17 protein-coding genes are annotated in these 22,424 nt (G+C 62.2%); 11 read left to right on the top strand and 6 right to left on the bottom strand.

Features of this window, described 5'->3' with window-relative positions; genetic code table 11:
• The first annotated feature begins 67 nt into the window (after positions 1-67).
• Both C0V82_RS21950 and C0V82_RS21945 read left to right on the top strand, forming a co-directional pair.
• Complete coding sequence (locus tag C0V82_RS21950) at positions 68-1,519, top strand: flippase (protein WP_102114594.1); 1,452 nt, start codon at positions 68-70, stop codon at positions 1,517-1,519.
• Between the two features lie 21 nt (positions 1,520-1,540).
• Positions 1,541-2,497 (top strand): glycosyltransferase family 2 protein, encoded by a 957-nt coding sequence (locus tag C0V82_RS21945; protein ID WP_102114593.1) that lies wholly within the window; start codon positions 1,541-1,543, stop codon positions 2,495-2,497.
• Positions 2,498-2,507: 10 nt separating this feature from the next.
• Here the strand turns inward: C0V82_RS21945 and C0V82_RS21940 are convergent, their stop codons facing one another.
• From C0V82_RS21940 to C0V82_RS21920, 5 genes are read right to left on the bottom strand one after another with little or no spacing between them, the layout of a single operon-like run.
• Complete coding sequence (locus C0V82_RS21940) at positions 2,508-3,380, bottom strand: hypothetical protein (protein ID WP_102114592.1); 873 nt, start codon at positions 3,378-3,380, stop codon at positions 2,508-2,510.
• Positions 3,380-4,615, bottom strand: coding sequence for a hypothetical protein (locus C0V82_RS21935; protein WP_102114591.1), 1,236 nt, complete (start codon positions 4,613-4,615; stop codon positions 3,380-3,382). The genes C0V82_RS21940 and C0V82_RS21935 overlap by 1 nt, the downstream gene beginning before the upstream one ends.
• Positions 4,612-5,511 (bottom strand): GumC domain-containing protein, encoded by a 900-nt coding sequence (locus tag C0V82_RS21930; protein ID WP_102114590.1) that lies wholly within the window; start codon positions 5,509-5,511, stop codon positions 4,612-4,614. Before C0V82_RS21930 ends, C0V82_RS21935 begins: the two co-directional genes overlap by 4 nt.
• Positions 5,511-8,036 (bottom strand): YjbH domain-containing protein, encoded by a 2,526-nt coding sequence (locus C0V82_RS21925; protein WP_102114589.1) that lies wholly within the window; start codon positions 8,034-8,036, stop codon positions 5,511-5,513. Before C0V82_RS21925 ends, C0V82_RS21930 begins: the two co-directional genes overlap by 1 nt.
• Before the next feature lie 18 nt (positions 8,037-8,054).
• Entirely contained in the window at positions 8,055-11,006 is a 2,952-nt protein-coding gene (locus tag C0V82_RS21920; RefSeq protein WP_158660134.1) for an SLBB domain-containing protein, read from the bottom strand.
• A 10-nt stretch (positions 11,007-11,016) separates the two neighbouring features.
• Here C0V82_RS21920 and C0V82_RS21915 point away from each other — a divergent pair, with 10 nt between their 5' ends.
• A complete protein-coding gene (locus C0V82_RS21915; RefSeq protein WP_158660133.1) occupies positions 11,017-11,724 on the top strand; it encodes a YjbF family lipoprotein in 708 nt (235 codons plus the stop codon).
• A gap of 143 nt (positions 11,725-11,867) precedes the next feature.
• Here the strand turns inward: C0V82_RS21915 and C0V82_RS21910 are convergent, their stop codons facing one another.
• Positions 11,868-12,197, bottom strand: coding sequence for a hypothetical protein (locus C0V82_RS21910; protein ID WP_054169839.1), 330 nt, complete (start codon positions 12,195-12,197; stop codon positions 11,868-11,870).
• A gap of 432 nt (positions 12,198-12,629) precedes the next feature.
• On the opposite strand from C0V82_RS21910, the gene C0V82_RS21905 reads away from it, so the two are divergent.
• The 8 genes from C0V82_RS21905 to C0V82_RS21870 all read left to right on the top strand — a co-directional run bounded on the left by C0V82_RS21905 (position 12,630) and on the right by C0V82_RS21870 (position 22,310).
• Positions 12,630-13,127 carry a hypothetical protein gene (locus tag C0V82_RS21905; RefSeq protein WP_102114586.1) on the top strand — a complete coding sequence of 166 codons (498 nt, stop codon included), beginning with the start codon at positions 12,630-12,632 and terminating at the stop codon, positions 13,125-13,127.
• Positions 13,128-13,224: 97 nt separating this feature from the next.
• Positions 13,225-13,416, top strand: a complete 192-nt coding sequence (locus C0V82_RS21900) for a hypothetical protein (protein ID WP_054169837.1) — start codon at positions 13,225-13,227, stop codon at positions 13,414-13,416.
• A 168-nt stretch (positions 13,417-13,584) separates the two neighbouring features.
• Positions 13,585-17,124 (top strand): PAS domain S-box protein, encoded by a 3,540-nt coding sequence (locus C0V82_RS21895; RefSeq protein ID WP_102114585.1) that lies wholly within the window; start codon positions 13,585-13,587, stop codon positions 17,122-17,124.
• Positions 17,108-17,503 (top strand): response regulator, encoded by a 396-nt coding sequence (locus C0V82_RS21890; protein ID WP_211107937.1) that lies wholly within the window; start codon positions 17,108-17,110, stop codon positions 17,501-17,503. Before C0V82_RS21895 ends, C0V82_RS21890 begins: the two co-directional genes overlap by 17 nt.
• A 108-nt stretch (positions 17,504-17,611) precedes the next feature.
• Positions 17,612-18,109, top strand: coding sequence for an arsenate reductase/protein-tyrosine-phosphatase family protein (locus tag C0V82_RS21885; RefSeq protein WP_102114584.1), 498 nt, complete (start codon positions 17,612-17,614; stop codon positions 18,107-18,109).
• A gap of 71 nt (positions 18,110-18,180) precedes the next feature.
• Positions 18,181-18,759 (top strand): transcription elongation factor GreB, encoded by a 579-nt coding sequence (greB, locus tag C0V82_RS21880; RefSeq protein WP_102114583.1) that lies wholly within the window; start codon positions 18,181-18,183, stop codon positions 18,757-18,759.
• A 95-nt stretch (positions 18,760-18,854) separates the two neighbouring features.
• On the top strand, positions 18,855-21,776 hold the full coding sequence (locus C0V82_RS21875; RefSeq protein WP_102114582.1) for an ATP-binding protein: 2,922 nt from the start codon (positions 18,855-18,857) through the stop codon (positions 21,774-21,776).
• An 81-nt stretch (positions 21,777-21,857) separates the two neighbouring features.
• Positions 21,858-22,310, top strand: a complete 453-nt coding sequence (locus C0V82_RS21870; protein ID WP_102114581.1) for an RrF2 family transcriptional regulator — start codon at positions 21,858-21,860, stop codon at positions 22,308-22,310.
• Positions 22,311-22,424 lie beyond the last annotated feature (114 nt).

Below are 22,424 nucleotides of genomic sequence, written 5' to 3'. Positions count from 1 at the left end.
CGGCAGTACCAACAGTGGCTTCATCAGGGGGACGCGAGCAGGGACTGAACGATTGGAACAAAGAAGCATGAAGAAGAATTTCTTCTTCAACCTTGTGGGCATGGCACTGCCGATCGTTTCGTCCTTAGTGACGGTCCCGATTTATATCCATCATATGGGGGTCGAACGCTATGGCGTTCTTTCCGTTGTATGGATTCTGCTGGGCTATCTAGGCTTTTTGGATTTCGGGCTGTCGCGCGCATCCGCGCACGCCCTGGCGCGGTTGGCCCATGCCCCCGCGATTGAGCGCGGGCGCGTCCTGATGTCGGCACTTTACATCAATACCAGCCTGGGGCTGGTGGGTGGTTTGGTGATCTATCTTGGGACTGGGATCCTGTTTGAGCGGGTCTTCGGATTGGCCCCTAGCGTCTGGGCGGAGGTAGAGTCCAGCCTGCCTTGGATCGGCTGCATGTTGCCGCTGGCCCTGCTGACCGGTGTCGGCATCGGTGCGCTAGAAGCGCGCGAGCGTTTCCTGGCCGCCAACATTTTGCAGACCTCCGCTCTGATCTGCGGCCAGGTCATGCCGGCGCTGGCAGCAGCCTTCATCTCGCCAAGCCTGGACATGGTGCTGCCGGTAGCCTTTGGTGTCCGCCTAATAGCCCTTCTCGTGCTGTTCTTCGTGCTGGCCCGGTCGGAGCGGTTGCGGTTATACCGCTATGACCGCAAAGCGGGCCAGTCCCTGTTCCAGTACGGCGCCTGGGCTACCGTCACCAACGTTGTTAGCCCCATTCTGAGTTCCATCGATCAGTTCGTGCTGGGTGCTAAATCCGGCGCCGGTGCCATCGCATATTACGCAGTGCCCATGAACCTAGCAACACGGATGCAGATCGTGGCCGCGGCCCTATCGCGTGCGTTGTTCCCCCGTTTTGCGCGGTATGAGGAACAAGACGCCTGTGATCTCGCCGCCCGCGCCACGGTGGCACTAGCCTACCTCTTCGGGGCCTGCTGTGCGGCAGGTCTGTTCTTAGTCGGCCCCTTCCTCAGCCTGTGGATCAGCCCCGACTTTGCGATCACGGCGGCGCCCATCGGCCGGGTACTCATTCTGGGCGCCTGGATCAACGGATTGGCCTTCATCGCACTGTCGCTGCTGCAGGGTCGGGGACGGCCAGATCTGGCTGCGCGCATTCATGTGCTTGAGTTGCTGCCCTTCATCGGTATCCTATGGCTGCTGGTCGACTGGTTCGGCGCCCTGGGGGCAGCCTGGGCCTGGACCATTCGTGTGACGGTTGATGCACTGCTGCTGATGTGGTTCGGGGGCGTGCGAGGCGCCACGACCGTGAAGCTGCTGCCGGCGCTAGCCGTGCTGGCCGGTTGTTTCCTGTTGATAGAGCAGAACGTGACAGCTGGAGGATGGCATGTTCTTTGGCAAGGGTTGCTGGGCTTTGCATTTACCTGTTGCCTTGGCCTCGTCGTGGATGGTCATCTCCGGGCTGTTACCGCACAGCTTGCGGCGACCCTACGGCGGCCGTTTCTGCCCTGATTGCCCCTGGCGGAGCTTTGCATGACCGGTTCAGTCGATATCCTGCTCGCCACCTATAATGGGGCCTCTTATCTGCCGGCCCTGCTGGCCTCGCTGGAGGCGCAAACACATGCTGGGTTCCGCGTATTGATCAGCGATGATGGGTCGACGGACGACACGCCCGACCTTCTGCGCGAGTGGGCCACACGATTTGGAAATGATCGCGCCCATATACTGACCTTCCCGACTCGCGCCGGGGGAGCCTGCCCGAACTTCGCCCGGCTTTTGGCCGCCAGCGATGCCAATTATGTGTTGTTCGCGGATCAGGATGACCATTGGCACCCGACAAAGGTGGCCCGCACTCTGGAGAGTTTGCGGGCATTGGAAAGCGAGCACAGCACGGAGCGCCCTTGCCTGGCCTTCTGCGACCTGCGTGTCGTCGATGCCGATCTGGCGGTGCACCATCCCAGCCTGTGGGCCTTCCAGGGCCTGGATATCGAAGCCGGGCTGCATCCGCGCCATCTGCTGATGGAAAATGTCGTCACGGGCTGCGCCATGGGCATCAACGCCGCCGCACGCCGCCAGTGCTTACCCATCCCGGACAAGGCCATCATGCATGATTGGTGGCTGGCCCTGTGCTGCACTTTCACTGGACATGTCGCCGTCATTCCGGAGGCGCTGATCGATTATCGCCAGCATGGTGGTAATGATGTTGGAGCCAGCCGATGGAACCTACTTCAACAACTGCTGGCCCGGCTGCACAACAGATCTGACATGAGGCACCAGAAATACCGGGCTTTCCTAAACCAGCGTTTTGATCAGGCAGCAGCTGTGGCGGAAATGCTGGGGCCGTCGCTACCGGCGGCCGAGCGTGAACTGATTGAAGAATACGTCGCCTTACGCCATAGGTCTTGGCTGCGGCGTCGCCTAGACAGCATCAAGTTCGGCTTTGGTCCGCGGGATCCGTGTAAACGGATCGGCTTCCTGTTACGGCTATAAGCGCAGACGCTCAGCCCGCGAGCGGTGGGGCACCAGGATCACTGCCGCGCACACCGGCAATGAAGGCCCGCAACCGAAGGCCACCGACCCTCCTGCTGTCCGGCCGGAATAACATCAGGACACTTTTCGCGCAGAAAAGCACTGCTCTCCAAAGAAAATAGCCCCTATCACCTAACCGACTCGCCGGCAGGGTAACATACCGCCCAACCAACCAGCCCTGCCCCCAAGCGTAACGAGAGATTTTTACCTGCAGATCGTGCCTTGGCAACCGAGTAACAGCTTGGCCCGACAACCAGCCCACTTTCTCCAGCCCCGATCGCGCCCAAACCGCATAGAGAAACCGTGAATCTTCACCGGCCTGATGGCGTGAGGGGGTCCCAGGCCCTACATCCTCGTTGAACCTGATCCCACGGACATAATCGACGCGAAACATAGAGGACCAAATAAATCCACGGAAGACCAGCCGACTTATTGCTTCACCCCTTATTTTTCCATCGCTGCCGTCAAACGGGTGCTCAGAGAAGACTACAGGTGCAGAAACAATCGGCCACCTTTCGAGGGCGGCGGTAGCTGCTGCCAGGAAGGAATACCCGGGACGGACACCGACATCCACAAACATCACAGCATCGACAACATTTTCGATCAACGCCAGTGCGCAGTTGCGAGCCGCGGACACGCCGAACGCGAGCAGGCGATACACAGTCACCGATGCAGAACCAGTCACGGCAGGGAGTGAAGGAAGATAGCCCTGCCCTTGCACACATACCACGATGACAGGTGTGATAGCCGGAACGGCCCGGCATTGCTTTAGCAGATTGGCGATGCAAGCGTGAAGCAGTTCGGATTCGCCGATCAGGGCGGGAACGATGAAGCCGACCTTCATTAAATGGCCCAGCCCCGGCTAGCATTCGGCTGGTCACGGAAAGCGATCATCACCCCGATCACCGCACCCAGCATTGGGTGCGCAAGCGGGATTGCAGAGAATAGAAGCAAGGAGTACGAGAACAATACGAATATCCTCATCGGCAAAGCCCCCTTCATCTGCAAACCCGATCTGATAACAATTAACATGAATAAGAAGAACAGAGCCCCCAGCTCAAATGCGATACGGCCCGCACCGGAAAGATTGGACTTGTTCGGCGCAGCAAACCAGAGGAATTCCGGATTCAACTTTTTAAGAATAACGTATTTTTCATAGAATATCTGACCAGAAATTCCATGTGGCAAGAACATATTTTCTTGTAAAGATGTGAATGATACATATATAGCTGCAAACCTTTCATTGGCCGATGCATCCACCAAAAGAATACTGGTTGGATTGCGAACGATGATATCAAGGAGATAAAAAATTCTAAATCGATCCTTAAATTCTACGAAGACAATGGAGGAAAAGGCCGTGACTACAAAGATCCCAGTGAATACCATCAGAGCATTACGGCGGCCAATCATGAAAGGCGCGGATGCCGCCGTCGCGACCGCCAGAATCATGACCACCTGGCTGGAAATCGAGCAGATAAATATAGAGATCAATGCCAGCAGCGCAATAATCCGGCTTCCCCCCAATATCAGGTGAATGATCAGCAGGAACAGCACTTGGCTGGCATAGAAGGTTGGCTCCGGTGCCAGGCTGGTTACACCACGACCGGCCGTAGTCCGGGCGTCGGATATCAGAAAGGTCATGAAGCCTTTGCCCAACAGGACCTGCATAAGGCCAACGGCCAGCCATACACAGATGGCCACCGCCACGAAGCGCCGCAACCTGTCCGGCTGTTCGGCAGCGATAAGAAAGAAAAGGTAGGCGAAGACGAACAGGGATATATATCCAGTGATATTGCGGATCGCCGATAAATCCTTCGCTCCAATCGCAAACAGGGCCACAGCAGCTGCGGTCATGGCGCCGATTACCCAAATATCTGGTGCGCTGGCATGTCGCTTCAAAAGAAACAACAGCATCATTCCCAATAAGACCGCCGTCGGTTGGGTATCAATTGGCAGCGGGATGACCTTGATATACGGAAAAAAGGAGAAAAACAGGAAGGCGGCAACCAGCAGACCCGTCTCCCCTGCGCCGGACGCGACTGTACTGTTATGTGTTCCTACTGCTGCGATATGGGTCATTCGGCTCTTGCCTTAGCCGAAAATACAACCACCGCGGAAATCATGACAAAGAGCATTGCCGTCAAGCTTACCCAGATAATGATGAAGTTTGGCCGGGACCGGGTGGTCGCCGCCGATGGTGCATCAATGACCGTGAATGCATATGGCGACAGAGATCGTGCGCTGATCAGGTCGCCGCCCAATCGCTCATAAAGAGTGACCAACGACTTGCGCGTACTTTCCACCGCGGCCTGCTGAAGCATAAGATTCACCCGTACCTGGCGTTCTTCAAGCCCTGAAACGTTGATGGCGCGTAGCAACGTGTCTGCTTCCTGCATGATCGCGATCAGAACCAGCTTGGACGCGTCCTCACTGCGGGCGGAGAATTCGATAGATACCACGCTGGATGTCGTACCGGAGCGGCTTAGCGACAAACGTTCCACCAGCAGTTGCCGGATGTTGTCGGCCAATCCCGCCTCGCCAGCACTGTCCATGCCGAACAGACCGGTCTCAATGACATTGGTGATACGGCGCATAACGGAACCCCGCAGCTTGTCTATGCTCAGTGCATCGACGACGTCTCGGCGTGCCGCCAACCTCTCCGCCAAAGTCCGGGACCCCAACACCGCGTCAAGTGAGTTGTAGCTGTCGGAGTTGGAGAGGCTGGAAAGGATGCTGCTGAGCTGGGGACTGCGCTGTTCTTCCCGCAACTGGATAGTCGCCTCCGCCTTGTACCCCTTGTCGAGTAGCGGTAGAAAGAGGCCTGTCGCGAGAAAACCGAGAACCAATGCCGCCAGGTACCAACGCCACTTCGCGCGGAGCAAACGCTCAACTGTCCGGATATCCATCAATTGCAGAGCATTGCCCATCATCATCTTCCTAAGAAAATCGCGATAAAAACTCTGTGCTTCCGTCATCAATCCAGTAACAAGTTCCAATTGCGCCGTAGCGCAGCGCCATCAGCGGCATTCACCTGACCGATCAGTGGCCGACGAGCACTGAGAGTCTGGCCACCATCGCGGGTCAACGGTCGCCACAGCCAACCCAGGCTGCCCCGGGTGGATTTCACATAGAGATTGTCCAGCGGAATGATGAAGTAAATACCCTTGTCAAAGCGCCCTTCACCGAACTTCTCCGGTGACACATTGGTGAAGGTCGCAAAGGCACCGACCGTAACACCGCTGTCGAACGTGCGGGACAATTCGAACGTCGCCCCCTCATCACCAGCCAGATAGCGTCCTACCTTCACATTGGCGTCAACGCCCAGTGGCTCGTAATGATAATAGCCGGTCAGGTGACCAGTAACGACATCGTATGGGCGGAACTTGAACCACTGGTCATAGTCACGCTGTTTAGCCCAGGCCACGTCCAGCCCGATAGCCCATTCCTTACCGAACGGCTTGTACAGGACCTCGCTGCCCATGCCGCCGAACATTTCCTCCAGATACCCGCCATAAACGCGGGCATAGGTGTCGGTGCCGATTTCCCGCGTATAGTCGGCCTGGAGATAGGTCATCGCGGTCGTACCCTGCTGCAGGTACTCCTTGATGTCGGACCGGACACGCGGCAACAGACTGTCCGACGGGATGCGCATCTTGTCGAAATTGTTCGACACGTCGATGCCCAGCCCGCCGGCAAGGTTTAGGCCCGGAGCCAGGACCAGCGTGCCGTTCAGACGCACCCAGGCCTGATACAGGATGAAGCTTTCCGGACGGCCTAAGGTCTGACGCAGGGCCGGCCGGATGTTCCAGCCGACGCCGGGATATTCCACATCTTCGGGATGGCTGGCATCCTCGGCCTTGGCAGAGGGCCGTTCGATGCTGGTGCGCATCCAGGCTTCCTCGATGGACCCGCCATAGGGGGACAAGGCACGTTCCAGATCGACCCGGAATATCGTGGCCGACAGCATCTCCATGCCATTGTCCACGAAGATGATCTCGATCTCCTGATATTCGGGCGGCAGGACGGCAGCGGCTGTGCGGGCCGCGCGCCCGATGGCCTTCGGCACCTGCCGATAGCGGCCATTGCCCAGGAACAGGGTCACCTTCGGAGCCTTGTAATCGACCGCCGACAGGAAGAAACCCTGCTTCTGCAACTGCGCGGACAATTCCTTGCGTACTGTCTCATCCGGTGCCTGGCCCGTAACGGGCGGGACCGGATAGATGGCGGGGACCGGGGCACGGCTGGTGACGCGCAGCCCCGCATCCCGGCGCAGACTGTCGGCCTCAAAACTGGTCACCATCCAGGGCAGGTTATATTCAACCCGCGTCACCTGGATGCGGCCCGTGAAATCTGGCGCCAGTTCCGCCGCGCGGCGGGCCAGATCATAGGATACGGCCACGCTGTCGCGCGCGGGCGTTCCCGCCACCGTGATATGGATCTCACCGGCCATGCGGGCGAAATGCTGAAGCGCCAGACCATCCAGTGCGGCCTGCCGGCCCAGGCCCGTCCGCACATCATCCGCCGGCGCGGACGCAGAACGCGGTGCATCAGGCGCGGCAGCGGGCGCCGCCGAGGGGGCAGCAGCGGCAGCAGCGGCCGTGGGCATCAGCGGGGGCGGCGGCGCGTCGATCTTGCCCGGCCCCTTCGCCTTATGAAAATTCGTTGTCGTTGCGAAACGAAGCATGGCGCGGTTGCCACGCTCCAGTGCGGCACCAACCTGCAGCCAATCCCACGGCTTGTAATCAAAGCCGATATTAAGGGGGATGGACTGTTTCAGGTCATTGTCCAGCGGCTCGCTCTGATAGTCGTTCGGATCATATTCCAGCTTCAGACGCAGCCCTTCCAGCGGCGTTTGCCAAGCAACCCCGCCGAAAAGCGAGACGGGGCCGCGGAAAAAGTCCGTCGACAGGGCCCCACCGCCCTCTGTGAAGCCGGTCGGGCGCGTCTTGAACTTTTTAGAAATCAGACCCAGCGGATTGCTGAACTTGTTCTGGGTGCCCATATTGCCCCAGCCCATGCCCAGGGACAGGTCAAAGTCACCGAGGCTTTGATCCGCAACGATATATTCGGAACCGAAAAGACCGGTGCCGGCAATATCGCGCAGCCCGACAGCTACATTCGGCCAGGTGGCATTGCCCTCGACCAGCCGCACTTTCACGTCGATGCCGCGATCCTTGTAGGATTGGAACCCGGAGAAATCTTCGGGCCCGTAGAAGCGGTTGGCGACGCTGGTATAGCGCAGGGTGGCTTCCAGCCAGGGCAGCCCCTGCACCGTGATGAAATAGCGTGAATAGGGCCAGACATAAGTAAAGCCGGCATAGGCCTGACCATCGGGTGCTGCCCGGGCGACAGGGGTCTGGATCAGGCCAGTACCACCAAAATCGTTCACCGTCTCCGGTGGCCGCCAGGGCAGGAAGGGATTGTTCTCCTGGGCGGCGACCGGAGCCGCCATCGCCAGAAGCGCGATGGCGGCGGTTGCCGTCCTGCCGAAGCGGAACATGGTCACGATCTATCCGCCTCAGTTCCGGGAAATCACGGCCAGCGACGCCGCCGACAGGGCCAGATCGCTCAACAGGCCCACGACCGTACGGGTCATGGTCAGGAAGTTGAACGGCTGCGGGTCACGCGGCACCACGATGGTCGCCCCTGGCGGAATCGGCACGCTGCCGTCGCTGAACCGACCAAGGCTCAACGGCTCGGACTCACCGTTGGGATAGATCACGAACGCATCGGACTCCTCCGCCGCAGAGGTGACGCCACCGGCCATCTTGATATAGTCACGGGCCGATTTACCGCTCTTAAACATCACGGAACCGGCGTTGAGGACTTCACCCGACACGGTCACATGCGAGGGCCGCTTGGGGATGATCAACTCATCACCCGGCTCCAGCACGAAATCCAGCTCCGGGCGCGCGGCAAGCACGGTGGGGTCAACCTCAACCACAACGCGGCCCACGGCCTTTGTCGCCTTTAGGCTGGCGATCAGGCCTTGCAGGAACGGCAGGGCCTGACGTGCCTGTTCGGCTTCCTGACCCGATGCGCTGGCCATGACGCTAGGAATGGATTGTTCCAGTTCCAGGGCGGCACGGCGGAAGCCCGCCTCCTCGGCTTGTCGCACGCGTTCACGCGTGAAGACCGCGCCATAGGGGAAGGCCTCGGCGGTCAGCCCGTCGACACGACGCAGCAAATCCGACAGACGCTCACCCCGCTTGATGTCGTAGCGACCGGGACGCATCACCTCGCCAGCCACCTTGACGACGCCGACCTCGCGCTTGGCGACACGGGCCGCAATACGGACCACATCACCGGGATTGAGGGTGGACTGGTTCAGCTGGCGCAGGCTCATGTCCGCCGTACGCTCGCCCTGGACATTGGTCATCTCCACGGCATCGGAATCGGCGTCCAGGGTCACGCCCCCCACGGCCTTCAACACCGTGTCCGCCTTGACACCCGGCACAACGGGATAGACGCCGGGAAAACGCACTTCACCCTCGATGGAGATGGCGTATTCAAGCAGGAAGGGCAGCAGGTCGGGATGACGGTGGAAAATGCGCGGGCAGGACCGGATATCAATCACCGACGTATCCACCAGTTGCCGAGAACCGGTACGCATCGCTACAGAATAGCGCTGCTGCAAGCCCTCAGACGCCAGCGAAGCCAGGGTCTGCAGGCCACCACATTCCACATCGGATTCGACCAGACGGACACCGGCGGGATTGGTCGGATCCTGATAGGTCCCGATCAGACGGCGCGGGCGGCCCGTGCCGTCACTCTCCCGTCCGTCCTGGATCTCGTCGCGGGGCGCGTATTGCTGGCGGTCACGATCCTGCTGGTACGCCTCATAGGCATCGAAGCCCGTGCCGGCGGCAGGCTCCCGCGTGCGGCGGGCCTGTGAGCGCTGCTGACTCGACTGGCTCGTGGCAGCGTCCTCCGCGGGAAACGAGGCAGCACCGGCCATGGCCAACTTCTCACCAGTGATGGTGCGATCAACGGCCAGCTTCACACTGGGCGGCTGTTCCCCACGCAGTACGGCCTGAACGTCGGCGGAACCCAGATAGCGGATATCCGCCTGGCTGAGCACGATCACGCGGTCGCGTTCCCGCAGCGTCATATTCATGGAGCCATCCAGGACGCGCTGAAGGTCGATAGGCACATAGCGGCGCTGCCGCGTCACGGGGTCCTCAGTGTCGATGACGGCCAGAGGCAGGTAGGGGTTGGCCGACAGGACATAGGGATCGCTCAGCACATCGCGCAGCGTCTTGGCTTCGGCCAGGCCACGGCCACCCGGCATCTCCGCAGCACCCTCAAGGGCGAAGGCATCACGCGGCAAGTCCACCGAGACGATGTCACCGGCCACGACCTTGGCCCCGCCGGTGGCGTTGCGGATCACCTGATTGCGGCCCGATTTGTCCAACCGCAGAACATCGATGCGGTTGCCGCGCGCACGCTGCGGCCCGCCGGCCAGTTCCAGCACAGCCGAGAGGCCGGCCTCATTGGATTTCAGCTCGTAAATGCCGGGGCGCACCACATCGCCCTGCACCGCCACGGTTTCCCCGATGGCGGGTACCACGATCTGGTCCCCATCCTGAAGCCGCAGATCATTCAGCGTACGGCTGCCCAGCAGCACATCATAGAGGTCCACCGCGATGGTGGTGTTGCCGCGCAGGATCTTCAGCGCACGCAGCGATCCCGACTTCTGAATGCCATCGGCCTGTGACAGGGCATCGACAAGGCTGGAGAAGCTGGTCAGCGTGTAACGGCCCGGCGCACGGACCTCACCGGTCACCAGTACGCCGATTGAGCGCACGGAGCCGACGGAAACGAACACGTTGGTCTGGATGAAGGCGGACTGGGCCTGGGCCGTCAGATCCTCCCGGAACTCACCAAAGCGGCGACCGGCGGCAGCAACAGGGACCATATTGGGCAGCACGATGCGCCCCTCGCGGTCCACCCGTACGCTGGTCGTGCTGTTGACCTGGCCGCGCAATGTCACAACCAGTTCGTCACCGATGCCCAGGACATAATCATCCGGCACCGACCCGTTCAGCAGGGCCGTGGAGGTCAGCCGGCGCTCGTTGCGCAGGTCATAGCCAAACTGTTCCAGGCGCTTGCCCGCGCGCTGGCTATATTGACGCTCCAGCGGCGACGGGCGGCGCATTTCCGCATTTTCCGCGAAGGCCGGGTCCATCGGGTCGCGCGCATCGAACTGCGTCTGGCCGGACGGCATATTAAGATAATTGTCGACACCCCCGACACCCGTGCGGGACCGATCCAACTGGCTGCTGGCATTTTGTGGCGTGTTGCCACGCTGGCCGAACTGGCTCTGCAGGTTTCGAAGGTCGATGGCCCCATCCGGCAACTCGATGGTCTGGGCAGCGGCGGGCATCACAGCACTGACAAGCAGGGCGGCACATGCTAGACCGACCTGCAAGTGCCGCCCACTGACGGCGCCCTTGAACACACGACGCATCGAGTTCTCCATGACACTTCCCAAAAGCGATTCCAAAGGCCACGCGACACTGCTGAACCGTCGCCAATGCCTGGGTGCGATCGCCACCACGCTGCTGCCAGCCACTGTCCTGACGGCATGCGGAGACCTGGGTAACACTGAATCTCCGTACTGGGCAACTGTGGCGGCGGTGGGTGGCATTGGCGGCAAGGCACCTGTGACGCGGGCGCAGGCGGATGCCCTGCCCTATGCCTCAATCCTGGCTTGGTTGGAGGACAGCAGTGAGGCCTTCATGGTGCTGGGCGAAATCGGCGGAAATGGGGCACTCTATTATTATAGCCAGACGCGGCAGGTGCTGGTGACACGCGGCCCCTTCCTGATACAGACCGTGGGGCTGCCCGGCGATCTGTCACGCACGTCATTTCCGCAGGATACCATCCCCGATCTGCGCTCGCTGATCGGGAAGGAGTATATCCGCCATGTCGATATTCAGGCCGCAGGCCTGTTCGATGTTGCGGTCAAAGGCCGGTTCAGCGACCTGGGCACGGAAAAGGTCACGATCCTGGAACGCGACTTCACCCTGACCCACCTGCGTGAAGACGTGGTGATGACGGGGATGAAGCCCTTCAGCAATGATTATTGGATCGAACCGGCGACCGGCTTCTGCTGGAAAACCCGGCAGCACATTCACGACCGCACAGAGCCCGTGAATATCGAGATCATCAAGCCGGCGGCGTAACCCGGAGCCTGGCAGCACTAAAGGACATGTGGATGTTCTGTGACGCCGCCCTGCCCGCCACAAAACGCGCAAACAAGAAAAGGACCTCCGGAGCGATCCAGAGGTCCAGTTCCATAGCCCACAGCCTGCTGGTACGGACCCGATCAGCGGGTCGACGTCGCCGTGCGCGTGCTGGTGCTCGTGCTGGTCGGCGTGGTCTGGGTGCCAGGACCCGGACCCGGGCCGGGACCCGGCTGCTCTTCGTCACCACCACCGGAAGCGGCAGCCACGACGCCAGCAACGGCGACGGCGCCGACAACAGCAACGGTGCCCAGGGAACCCAGGGCGACGCCAGAGGCGCCCGCACCAGCGGCAGAACCGGTGGCGGTCGGAGCAGCCGCCGGCGCGGCGCCGGAAGTGCTCTGTGCGTTAGCGATGCTCGGGGCTGCGCCCAGCGCGATGGCGAACGTCAGAGCCAAGAGTTCCTTTTTCATTGGTAAATTCCCCAGAGGTTGGACCGATGTGCCTTATACCACTTCTTTTTCGCGTTGCGAGAGGCTTCTTGCGTGTGGCTGGGTCCAAAATACCATCATGACCAGCCGCATCAAGACTTTCCTGTCACGCCACAACGCAGCGCCACTCACCGGCACAGTTACTGCGCGATCAAATATAATCCTTTAATACCAATAATTTATGACAGGATGACGATTCCTTTTTCCGCCGAACGCGTTCCTCATCCATACCATCAGCACAGGTGGCTTACCGCGAAATGGCGAGTGTTGCGGCACCGCAACGGCGAATGGTCATAGAAGGTTTGTTCGAGTGCTGTGGAAATACTTGCAACACCCGCCAAGCAGGGGCGAATGCATTTCCCGCTTTGCAGACTGGCGATTCGGTTTATACCTTTTGGTGGAGGTATCTTTCGGATGCAAAGCAAATCAGCCGACCGGACCATTCGATTGCAGCTGGCATTGCTGCAGGAAGATCTGGCCCGTCTGCAGAATCGGTGCGCCGGTCTGCCCATTCCACCGGACGTTACCATCGCGCTGCGGCAGTTCAAGGAGCTGGGTCCCGCCTTCGAAGCGGTGGCCGCCTTCACCTCGGTCATGCGGTCCAACACCGCCTCATTGGACGAGGAGCGGCGAGCCCAGGTGGAACGCCAGCTGCGTCAGCTGACCGTGGCCCTGTGGCAGCTGCATCTGGGCGCCGTTGCCCCGCGCCTGGAGAAGATGGCTGCCAATATAAGCCATATGCCGATCGGAACACGATTCGTGTTGGAGCGCTGGGTTAAACAACTTTCTGAAATGAAGAATGAGACGGAAATCGTCGAGGGCCTTGAGCCCGGCCTTCTGGCCCGTGTCGAGGCCATGGCCGAAACGCTGGTCAACAACGCACCCGACCTGATGGATTTCGGTCGCGGCTGAGCCCCTGACCGCTAGCCAACAGCGGGGCTGGGCGTGTAATCTCGCCCCCATCAGCCGCCCCCACCGGGGCAGGCTCCAGCGGGAAACAGCAACGCGCATGAGCAGCATTCTCGATATTCTGAAGCCCTACGGTCGCCCCAACCCCAAGGAGGAGTCGATTCTCGACGCCATTCTGGAAAAGCTGGGCCGTGGGTCGCTGTCACCGGAAGACGCGATTGATGAGATCATCGAGCGCCTGAACTGGCCGCTGGAACGGGCGGCTGCCGAGGTCGACGGCTATCTGGAGTAGGCAATGGGGCGGTGCCGTCTCTCCCTAAGGACGTTATAAGCTTTAGGATAGGGAGGCGTTCTGACGCTGGTCTGCACCGCTTGATTGCGTCATCGTCGTTTCGCGGGAAGGGACGACGGACAGTTCGTTCCGGTCCGCATCCTGAATTGCGGAGCGGACCGACCGCGCATGCGCCTTCGCTTGCTGATCCCCCTGTTGATGCTGGTCATGGCCGCCGCCCTGGTGGCTTTGGCTGTCCTGGGGCTTTTGCGTGACTGGAACGACAAACGCGCGGCCGACCGGTATCTGGCGGCCGATCAGGCGCGCGGCATGCTGGTGGAACTGGCGCTGGGCTGGGCGCTGGAACGCGGTACGACCTATGTCCTGCTGTCCCAGGAAACCGTGCCGGGGGAGGCACAGCTGGCCCCGCTGCGGTCGGTCCGCACCCATACCGACACGCAGTTGGACACGCTGCTGACCCATCTGTCCCATCCCGATCAGGCCCCCAACGGCGCCACGGAACTTCTGGCCACGCTGCGTCAGGCGCGCAAGACCCTGGGGTCCATGCGCGAGCAGCTGGACGAAGCACTATACCGGACACAGGCGGAGCGACCGGACGATCTGGCGGAGCGCTGGTTCGGCACCATGACGGGCCTGATCGATCAGGCCCGGCTGTCGCATCAGATGCTGGCCGACCGTTCCCCCATCATCGACCCGCTGATCGCCGCGCATGCCCCGCTGCGTCAGTCGGCCTGGATCGCGGCGGAGCAGGCGGGGCGGCTGCGTGCCCTGCTGTCGGCGGCCCTGATACGCGGCGCCACCCCGAACACCATCGAAATGCTGGCGGAGTCGGAGACCCGCTTCACCCTGGCCTGGGAAAATGTCCGGCAATTGGCCGCCCAGAGCGATGTCGGCATGGAGACAGTGCGCATCGCCACGTCCGCCACCGATAGCCTGATCTCCAACCGCATTGAGCCGTTCCGTCGAAGGGCTATGGATCTGGCCCGTGCCGGACAGATCGACCCGGTCTCCGCCGCCGACTGGTTCAGCATGGCAACGACGGGGATCGAGGCCGTGGAGGCGGTGCTGACCGCTTCCAAATCCGTAACGGAGGTCCGGGCCCGCCGCCTGTCACAGGACGCGCTGGTCAGTCTGGCCCAGGGTGTGCTGCTGTGCCTGGCCACGCTGATCATTGGCGGTGTGGCCCTGTTGCTGGTGCATTGGCGGGTGCTGCGGCCGCTGGCCAAGCTGACCGAGGTGTTCGAGCAGATCGCGCGTGGGGAGACCGACGTGACGATGCCCGACATTTCAAGGCCGGATGAGGTCGGCGACCTGTCGCGCGCCGCCGGTGCCTTTCGGGCGGTGCATCTGGCTGGCCAGTCACTGGCCGATGCCCTTCGCCGGCGTGAACATCTGCTGGACCTGTTCATCCGGCATGCGCCGGCGGCCATCGCCATGCTGGACACAAGATTGCGCTATGTCGCCGTCAGCCGGCGCTGGCTGTCCGACTATGATCTGAATGACCGCGACCTGATCGGCCGCTCGCATTACGAGATTTTTCCGGAGATCGAGGAGCGGTGGCGGGGCATCCATGAACGCTGCCTGGCCGGCGAACATGCCAGTGCCGCCGAGGATCAGTTCCAGCGCGCAGACGGTTCCGTCGTCTGGCTGCGCTGGGAAATCCATCCCTGGTACGATATCGACGGTAGCGTCGGCGGTATCGTGATGTTCACCGAGGTGATCACGGCCCGCAAACAGGCCGAGGATGAGATGCGCCGCCTGACCAGCGAGCTTCAGGCCATTGTCGACAGTGCCGACAATGCCATCATCGTCACCGACCCCCACGGCACAATCCGCGCCTTCAACCGCGGGGCAGAACGCATGCTGGGCTATACCGCCGCCGAGATGGTGGGCAAAGAAACGCCCAAATGCTTCCATGACATGGGAGAGGTGGCGCGCGCCGTCGCCAAGCTGACCGCCGATCTGGGTCAGCCGCCCCCCGATCCGTTCGAGGCCTTTGTGCACCGCGCCCGTTTGGGCAAGCGGGATCAGCGGGAATGGACCTATATCGCCCGCGATGGCCGCCATTTCCCCGTCCTGCTATCCGTCACCGCCATCCGCGACGGCCAGGGAGAAGTGACGGGCTTCCTGGGCGTGGCCAATGACATCTCGCACCTAAAGGAAATGGACCGGCTGAAGTCGGAATTCATTTCCACGGTCAGCCACGAACTGCGTACACCGCTGACCGCCATCCGTGCCTCGTTGGGGATGATCAATTCCGACATGTTCGGCCCCTTGCCCACCGATGCGCGGCAATTGACGGATATCGCTCAGGAAAGCACCGAGCGCCTGATCCGCCTGATCAACGATCTGCTGGACATGGAGAAGATCGCATCAGGCAAGATGCGCTTCGATCTGGCACCGCGGTCGCTGCCGGCCCTTCTGGATGAGGCGGTGCGTGACCATCTGGCCCTGGCGGAGCGGTCGCAGGTGAAGCTGGCCGCCGGTCCGGGTCTGGCACCACAGACACGGGCAGAAGCCAAGGTCATGGTCGATCCGGACCGGCTGGCCCAGGCCTTCGCCAATCTGATCTCCAATGCCGTGAAATTCTCCCCGCCCGGCAGCACAGTAACCCTGTCAATGGAACTGCGCCCTGACGGTATGGTGCGGGCGACGGTGGCGGACCAGGGGATCGGCATTGATGAGAGTTTCCGCGACCGCATTTTCCAGCGTTTCGCGCAGGCGGACGGTTCCGACAGCCGGGCCAAAGGCGGAACGGGCCTGGGCCTGGCCATCACCAAGGAGATCGTGGAACGCCAGGGCGGGCAGATCGGTTTCGACAGCGTGCCCGGTCACGGTACCCGGTTTCATATCGACCTCCCGGTTTTGCAGGATGCCAATGTTGTGTCGCCACCAGCGATGCCGGCCCCGATTCCCGCCGATATCCTGATCTGCGAGGATGATCCCCATATCGCCCGGCTTCTGTCGCTAATGCTGTCGCAGGCCGGCTTCACGCCGACCGTCGCCGCAACGGCGGGGGAGGCCCTGTCCCTGCTGGCCCGCCATCCGTTCCAGGCCATGACCCTGGACCTGATGCTGCCCGACCTGCCGGGGGTCAGCTTGTTCCGCGCCATCCGTGCCCAACCGGAAACCAGGGACCTGCCGGTTATCGTTGTCACAGCCAGCGGTGATGGCGAGCGCGACGCCATCGAGGGAGAGGCCGTGGGCGTCATCGACTGGCTGTCCAAGCCCATTGACGAGGAACGGCTGATCGCCGGCCTGCGCCGGGCCGTCCGCGATGATGCCCCCCACCGGCCCCGACTGCTGCATGTGGAGGATGATGCCGATATCCAGGCCGTCATCCGCCATCTCCTGTCCGGACAGGCAGAAATACACCCAGCCTCCACCCTGGCCGCAGCCATGGAAGCAGCCGCGGCGGGGCCGTTCGATATCGGGATCATCGATATCGACATGCCCGACGGCTGCGGCCTGGATGTCATCCCGCATCTGCGCGACCGGCAGGGACTGCCCGTGCCCATCGTGGTTTTTACCGGCGCCGATGCGGGGCCTGTGAAGATGCGGCAGGTCGCGGCCACACTGGTCAAGTCCAGGGCCCGCAACGAGGAACTGGTGGACACCATCCGCAGCCTGATACATAGGATGGCCCCCGAGTTGGAAACCGGCGCAATGTCAGCACCCGTGGAGCCCCCCCATGATCCCCGCGCTTGAGCGTATCCTCTATGTCGAGGATGAGGAAATGCTGCGCACCGTCACCAATCTGGCGCTGACCCGGATCGGGAAGTTCACTGTGGAACTGTGCGACAGTGGGACCAAGGCCGTGGAAATGGCCAAGCGCTTCAAGCCACAGTTGATCATGCTGGATGTGATGATGCCGGTCATGGATGGGCCTGCAACGCTACGCGCGCTGCAGGATGATCCGGAGACCGCCGATATCCCCGTCATCTTCATCACCGCCAAGGTACAACCGCGCGAAGTAGAGGCTTTCCTTGCGCTGGGCGTGGTGGATGTCATCGCCAAACCGTTCGAACCGATGGGCCTTGCCGGGCAGGTCCGTGGCGTCTGGAACCGCCTGAATGGTGGCGCATAAGGGCTTCTGCCCGTTCCTGTCACGCAACCACCATGGAATGGTGACATTTCTGTCGCCGATGATGCGGTAAGTCCCCAGGCGCTATCCACGCGCAACGGGGTCCGACCCATGTCGCCTGACCGTCCCTTTTCCGTTCTGTTCATCTGCCGCCGCAATGCCTCGCGCAGCCTGATGGCGGAGGGGCTGCTGCGCAAATGGGGGGCGGGCCGCTTTGATACCTTCTCTGCCGGCCCCGAACCGCGCGACGAAGCCGATCCGATCACGCTCGACCTGCTGCGCAAGGTTGGGGTCGACACGGAGACGCTGCGGCCAAAGCGCTGGGATCTGTTCACAGGCCCTGATGCGCCGGATCTGGATTTCGTCTTTCATGTTTGCGAACAGTCCACCGCGCTGCCGCAGCCGGCCTTCACCGGCAATCCGATGCGGGTGACTTGGCGGTTCCCCGATCCGCTGGCGCTTGAAGGATCGGAGACGGAACGTCGTGCCCTGCTGAATCTTGTGTTCGGCATGGTGGAGCGGCGGGTGAAACTGCTCTGCGCCCTGCCCGACCATCGTCTGGCCCGACTCACGGCCTCGGATGTAAGCGACATTGCCCTGGCGGGGTGAAGCTTCCCTTTCCTGACAGGCCAGATCCGCGTTAAACCCTGTGCTGGTTTCGCAACGGGTGCGGTGCAGGGATGAGCAAGGCCTGGGTCAACGAGAATGCGCGCGACGCCGCCGCTGACCATGATGACGGCGCCGATGATCCGCGCCCGCTGCCGCCGGGCACCAAGAATCACATCACCCCGCAGGGTTTCGACCGCATGCAACGGGAGTTGCAGAACCTGCTGCGCGTGGAACGGCCCAAGATCGTGGAGATCGTGCATTGGGCCGCCGGCAATGGCGACCGGTCGGAAAATGGCGACTATATCTATGGCAAGAAGCGCCTGCGCGAGATCGACCGACGCATGCGTTTCCTGACCAAGCGTCTGGAAATCGCCAATGTCGTGGACGCAAGCCAGCAAAAGCACCGCGATCAGGTGTTTTTCGGCGCCACCGTCACTTATGCCCGCGAAGACGGCATGGAGAATACTGTGACAATCGTCGGCGTGGATGAGACGGATATGGGGCCAGGGCGGATTTCCTGGGTCTCGCCCGTCGCGAGGGCCCTTCTGAAGGCGCGTGAGGGCGATCTGGTCACGCTGCGCACACCGGCGGGGCTGGAGGAACTGGAGGTCGTTTCCATATCTTATCCGACGCCTGATCACGTGACCTAACCTTCTGCACCCGCCAATAGGCGGGGTTGGTTTGTTACTTAGTCCAGGTATCGAATGATCGCGCGGCAGGGGAATTGCCGCCGCCCGGAGAATCGATGGTGGTCGCGTCCAAGAAGCTGACCCTGATCCTGGCATTCACCTTGGTCCTGATCTGGGGTGGGACGGGCGTGCTGCTGTGGCTGGAACGCGAGCGGGCGTTGGACCAGGCTCGGCGCGATGTCTCCAATCTAGCGCTGGCATTCGAGGAACAGTCCTTCTGGATCCTGTCCACGGTCGAACAGACGCTGCGCACGGCCAAGACCGAATATGAAACGGACCCGACCGGCTTCGACCTGCGCCGGTTCATGCGCAAGCACACGATGCCCGAAGGCTTCACGGTGCAGATGTCGATCATCGGTGCCGATGGCTACCTGATCGACAGTTCGCTGGGCATGGGGCCGGAAGCGCGGATCACCAACTATCTGGACCGCGCCCATGTCGCCGTGCATGTCGGACAGGACACGGGCAGCGTCTTTGTCGGCCCGCCCATCGTTGGCCGATTGTCGGGCAGATGGTCGCTGCCGGTCAGCCTGCGGCTAAACCACCTCGATGGTACCCTGGCCGGTATCATCACCCTGGCCATGGACCCCTTCTACCTCTCCGCCTATTACCACAAGCTGGATCTGGGCGAGAACGGCGTGGTCAATCTGCTGGGAGCGGACGGGATCATCCGGGCCCGTTCCAGCCGCGCCGACAATGGCGACGGCAACAGCGGCCTGGGACAGGTGCTGGACGATGGCGCCCTGATGTCCACAGCGCGCCAGACCCCGCATGGGGTGGTGGAGAATATCAGCAGCGTGGATGGCATTCACCGGCTGCTGGCTTTCCGTCAGGTCCGCTCCTACCCGCTCTACGCCCTGGTTGGCCGGGCCTTGAGCGATGTTCTGACGCCTTGGTGGACGCTGGCCCTGCGCGCCCTGGCCGCCGCGACAATCGCCAGCCTGGGAATGATCGCGCTGTTCCGGGCGTTGGCGGTGGAGGCGCGCCGTCGGCGGGCGCAATCACGCGATCTGTCAGAGGCCAACCGCCTGCTGCGGCTGGGTGAGCAGCTTGCGATGGTCGGCCATTGGCGGTTCGAGCTGTCGACCCGCCGCCTCACCTGGTCGGACGAAGTCTATCGCATCTATGGCCTGCGCAAAGACAAGTTCCAGCCGACCATGGAGGCCACACTGGCCGCCCATCACCCAGAGGACCGTGACCGGTTACGTGAGCTTGTGACCACGGCCATGCAGTCGGGCGCCAGCTATGAAATGGGCCTGCGCATCATCCGGCCCACAGGCGAGACGCGTCATGTCGTGACGCGCGGGGTGGTGGAGTTCGGGCCCGATGGCAAGCCCTTCGCCCTGTTCGGCGCTGTCAGCGACGTGACCGACCGGACCGCACAGGAGGAAGCCCTGCTGATGGCACGGCGGGAGGCGGAGGCGGCGGCCCGCGCCAAGACCGACTTCCTGGCCACCGTCAGCCACGAGTTGCGCACGCCCCTGAATGCCGTGATCGGCTTTGCCGACCTGCTGCTGACCGCCGACCTGCCGGAGACGGAGCGGCGGCGTTACATCGGCTTGCAGGCGGAAGCCGGGCGCACGCTTCTGGCCGTCATCAATGACGTGCTGGATTTCTCCAAGGTCGATGCCGGACACCTTCAGCTGGAGGAGATGCCCACCGACACCGTGGGCATGTTGCAAACCTGTGCCGAACTGGTCCGACCCATGGCACAGGAAAAGGGCCTGTCCCTGCGGATCGATCTTTCAGCCGACCTGCCCCCCTGGCTGATGCTTGACCCGACACGGGTACGGCAGGTGGTGCTGAACCTGCTGAACAATGCCGTCAAGTTCACGCAGGCCGGCCATGTCACCCTGTCGGCCACCACGATCGCGGGCGAGGGCAACGGGTCGCTGCGCATTGCGGTCGCCGATACCGGCATCGGCATCGCACCGGAGCGTCAGCCACAGCTGTTCGAGCCGTTCCATCAGGCCGACGCCTCCACGGCCCGCCGCTATGGCGGAACGGGCCTGGGTCTGGCGATCTGCAAGCGCCTGATCACCTTAATGGGCGGACGGCTGGGCCTATCCAGCGAAGCGGGGCGGGGCAGCCTGTTCTGGATCGAGATCCCCCTCCGCCTCACTGATCCGCCCAGCAATGCACCCGCCCTGCCAACACCCGGTGCCGGCGAGGATGGGGCTGACGCCCGCACCATGCATATCCTTGTGGCAGAGGACCTACCCGTGAACCAGCTTCTGGTTCGCGCCATTCTGGAACGGGTGGGCCACCGGGTCGATATCGCCGTCGATGGCGCCGCCGCCGTAGCCGCCGTCCAGCGCACGACCTATGATCTGGTGCTGATGGATGTGCAGATGCCGGGGATGGATGGGCTGGAGGCAACGCGCGCCATCCGCGCCCTGCCCTCCGTCGCGGGCCGCATCCCCATCATCGCCCTGACTGCCAACGCCCTGCCGTCGGAGGTAGAACGCTGCCGCAAGGCCGGGATGAACGACCATATCGCGAAACCGATCGAAGCCAGCCATCTGGTCGCCGCCCTGACCCGCTGGTCACAGCGCATCGGCCCCGCCCAGGCACCAGCACCCGCTGGCGGCCCCGCTGGCGGCAATCTGCCTGTGCTGTCCATGGACATGCAGGCACAGCTGGAAGCGCTGATGGGGGCGGGTGCGCTGCTGCCCATGATGGAGGAGGTGGCCACGACCCTGCGGCAGCGTACGGCCCTGGTCGGCGATAGCACGATCAGCGTGGATGTTGTGCGGGCCCAGGCCCATTCCATGGTTTCCCTGGCCGGAAATTTCGGCCTGATGGAACTGTCGCAGGCAGCGCGCGACCTGGAACAGGCAATTGATGCGGGCACCGACCGGGCCGCGTTGGCGAAACCGCTGGCGCATCTCGCCGCTGCGGCAGAGCGGGCGCAACGCGCCTTGGCAGACCGTATCCCCGAGCTGTCGCGCGCCATGGCGACGGAAGCGGAAGGCTGATCAGCGAAACGGGCCCCTTGCTATCGGCGCGCGGAAACGCCATGAAGGGTAGACCTGTTTGTGCCGGAAAGTTTGACCGCGATGCTTACCCAGCGGGCAAAATACGCCCTTCGCGCCTGTATCCATCTGGCTGATCGCTTTGAAGATGGCACAACGGTCCAGATCGGGGAAATCGCCGCGTCGGAGAATATTCCGGCCAAATTCCTGGAAGCCATCCTGCTAGACATGCGCAAGGCCGGGCTGCTGCAAAGCCAGCGAGGGCGGCATGGCGGATATCGTCTGGCGCGCGCGCCGGAGAATCTGTCGGTTGGCGACATCATCCGCGTCATCGACGGCACACTCGCCCCGATCCGCTGTGCCAGCCGGCTGAAGTTTGAACCGTGCGAGGATTGCGAGGACGCGGCCACCTGCGTCATCCGCTGGGCCATGCTGAAGGCGCGCGACGCCATGGCGACCGTGCTGGACCGTTGCACCCTGGCAGAGGCGTCCCGGCGCCGGCGATCGCTGAGCCATCCGCTGGATTTCGTGATCTGATGGCTGTCAGCCGGCACCGTCACATGATCGTCACGCCGAACCGGCTTGACTCTATGGCGGCCTTAATTCCTACTGATGACATAGGATAATACCGCCAGCCAGGAAGCCCTGCCC

Source organism: Niveispirillum cyanobacteriorum (assembly GCF_002868735.1).
GTDB lineage: Bacteria > Pseudomonadota > Alphaproteobacteria > Azospirillales > Azospirillaceae > Niveispirillum > Niveispirillum cyanobacteriorum.
The sequence above is the reverse complement of the archived record's forward strand: the minus strand, read 5'-3'. Positions and strand labels throughout refer to the sequence as shown.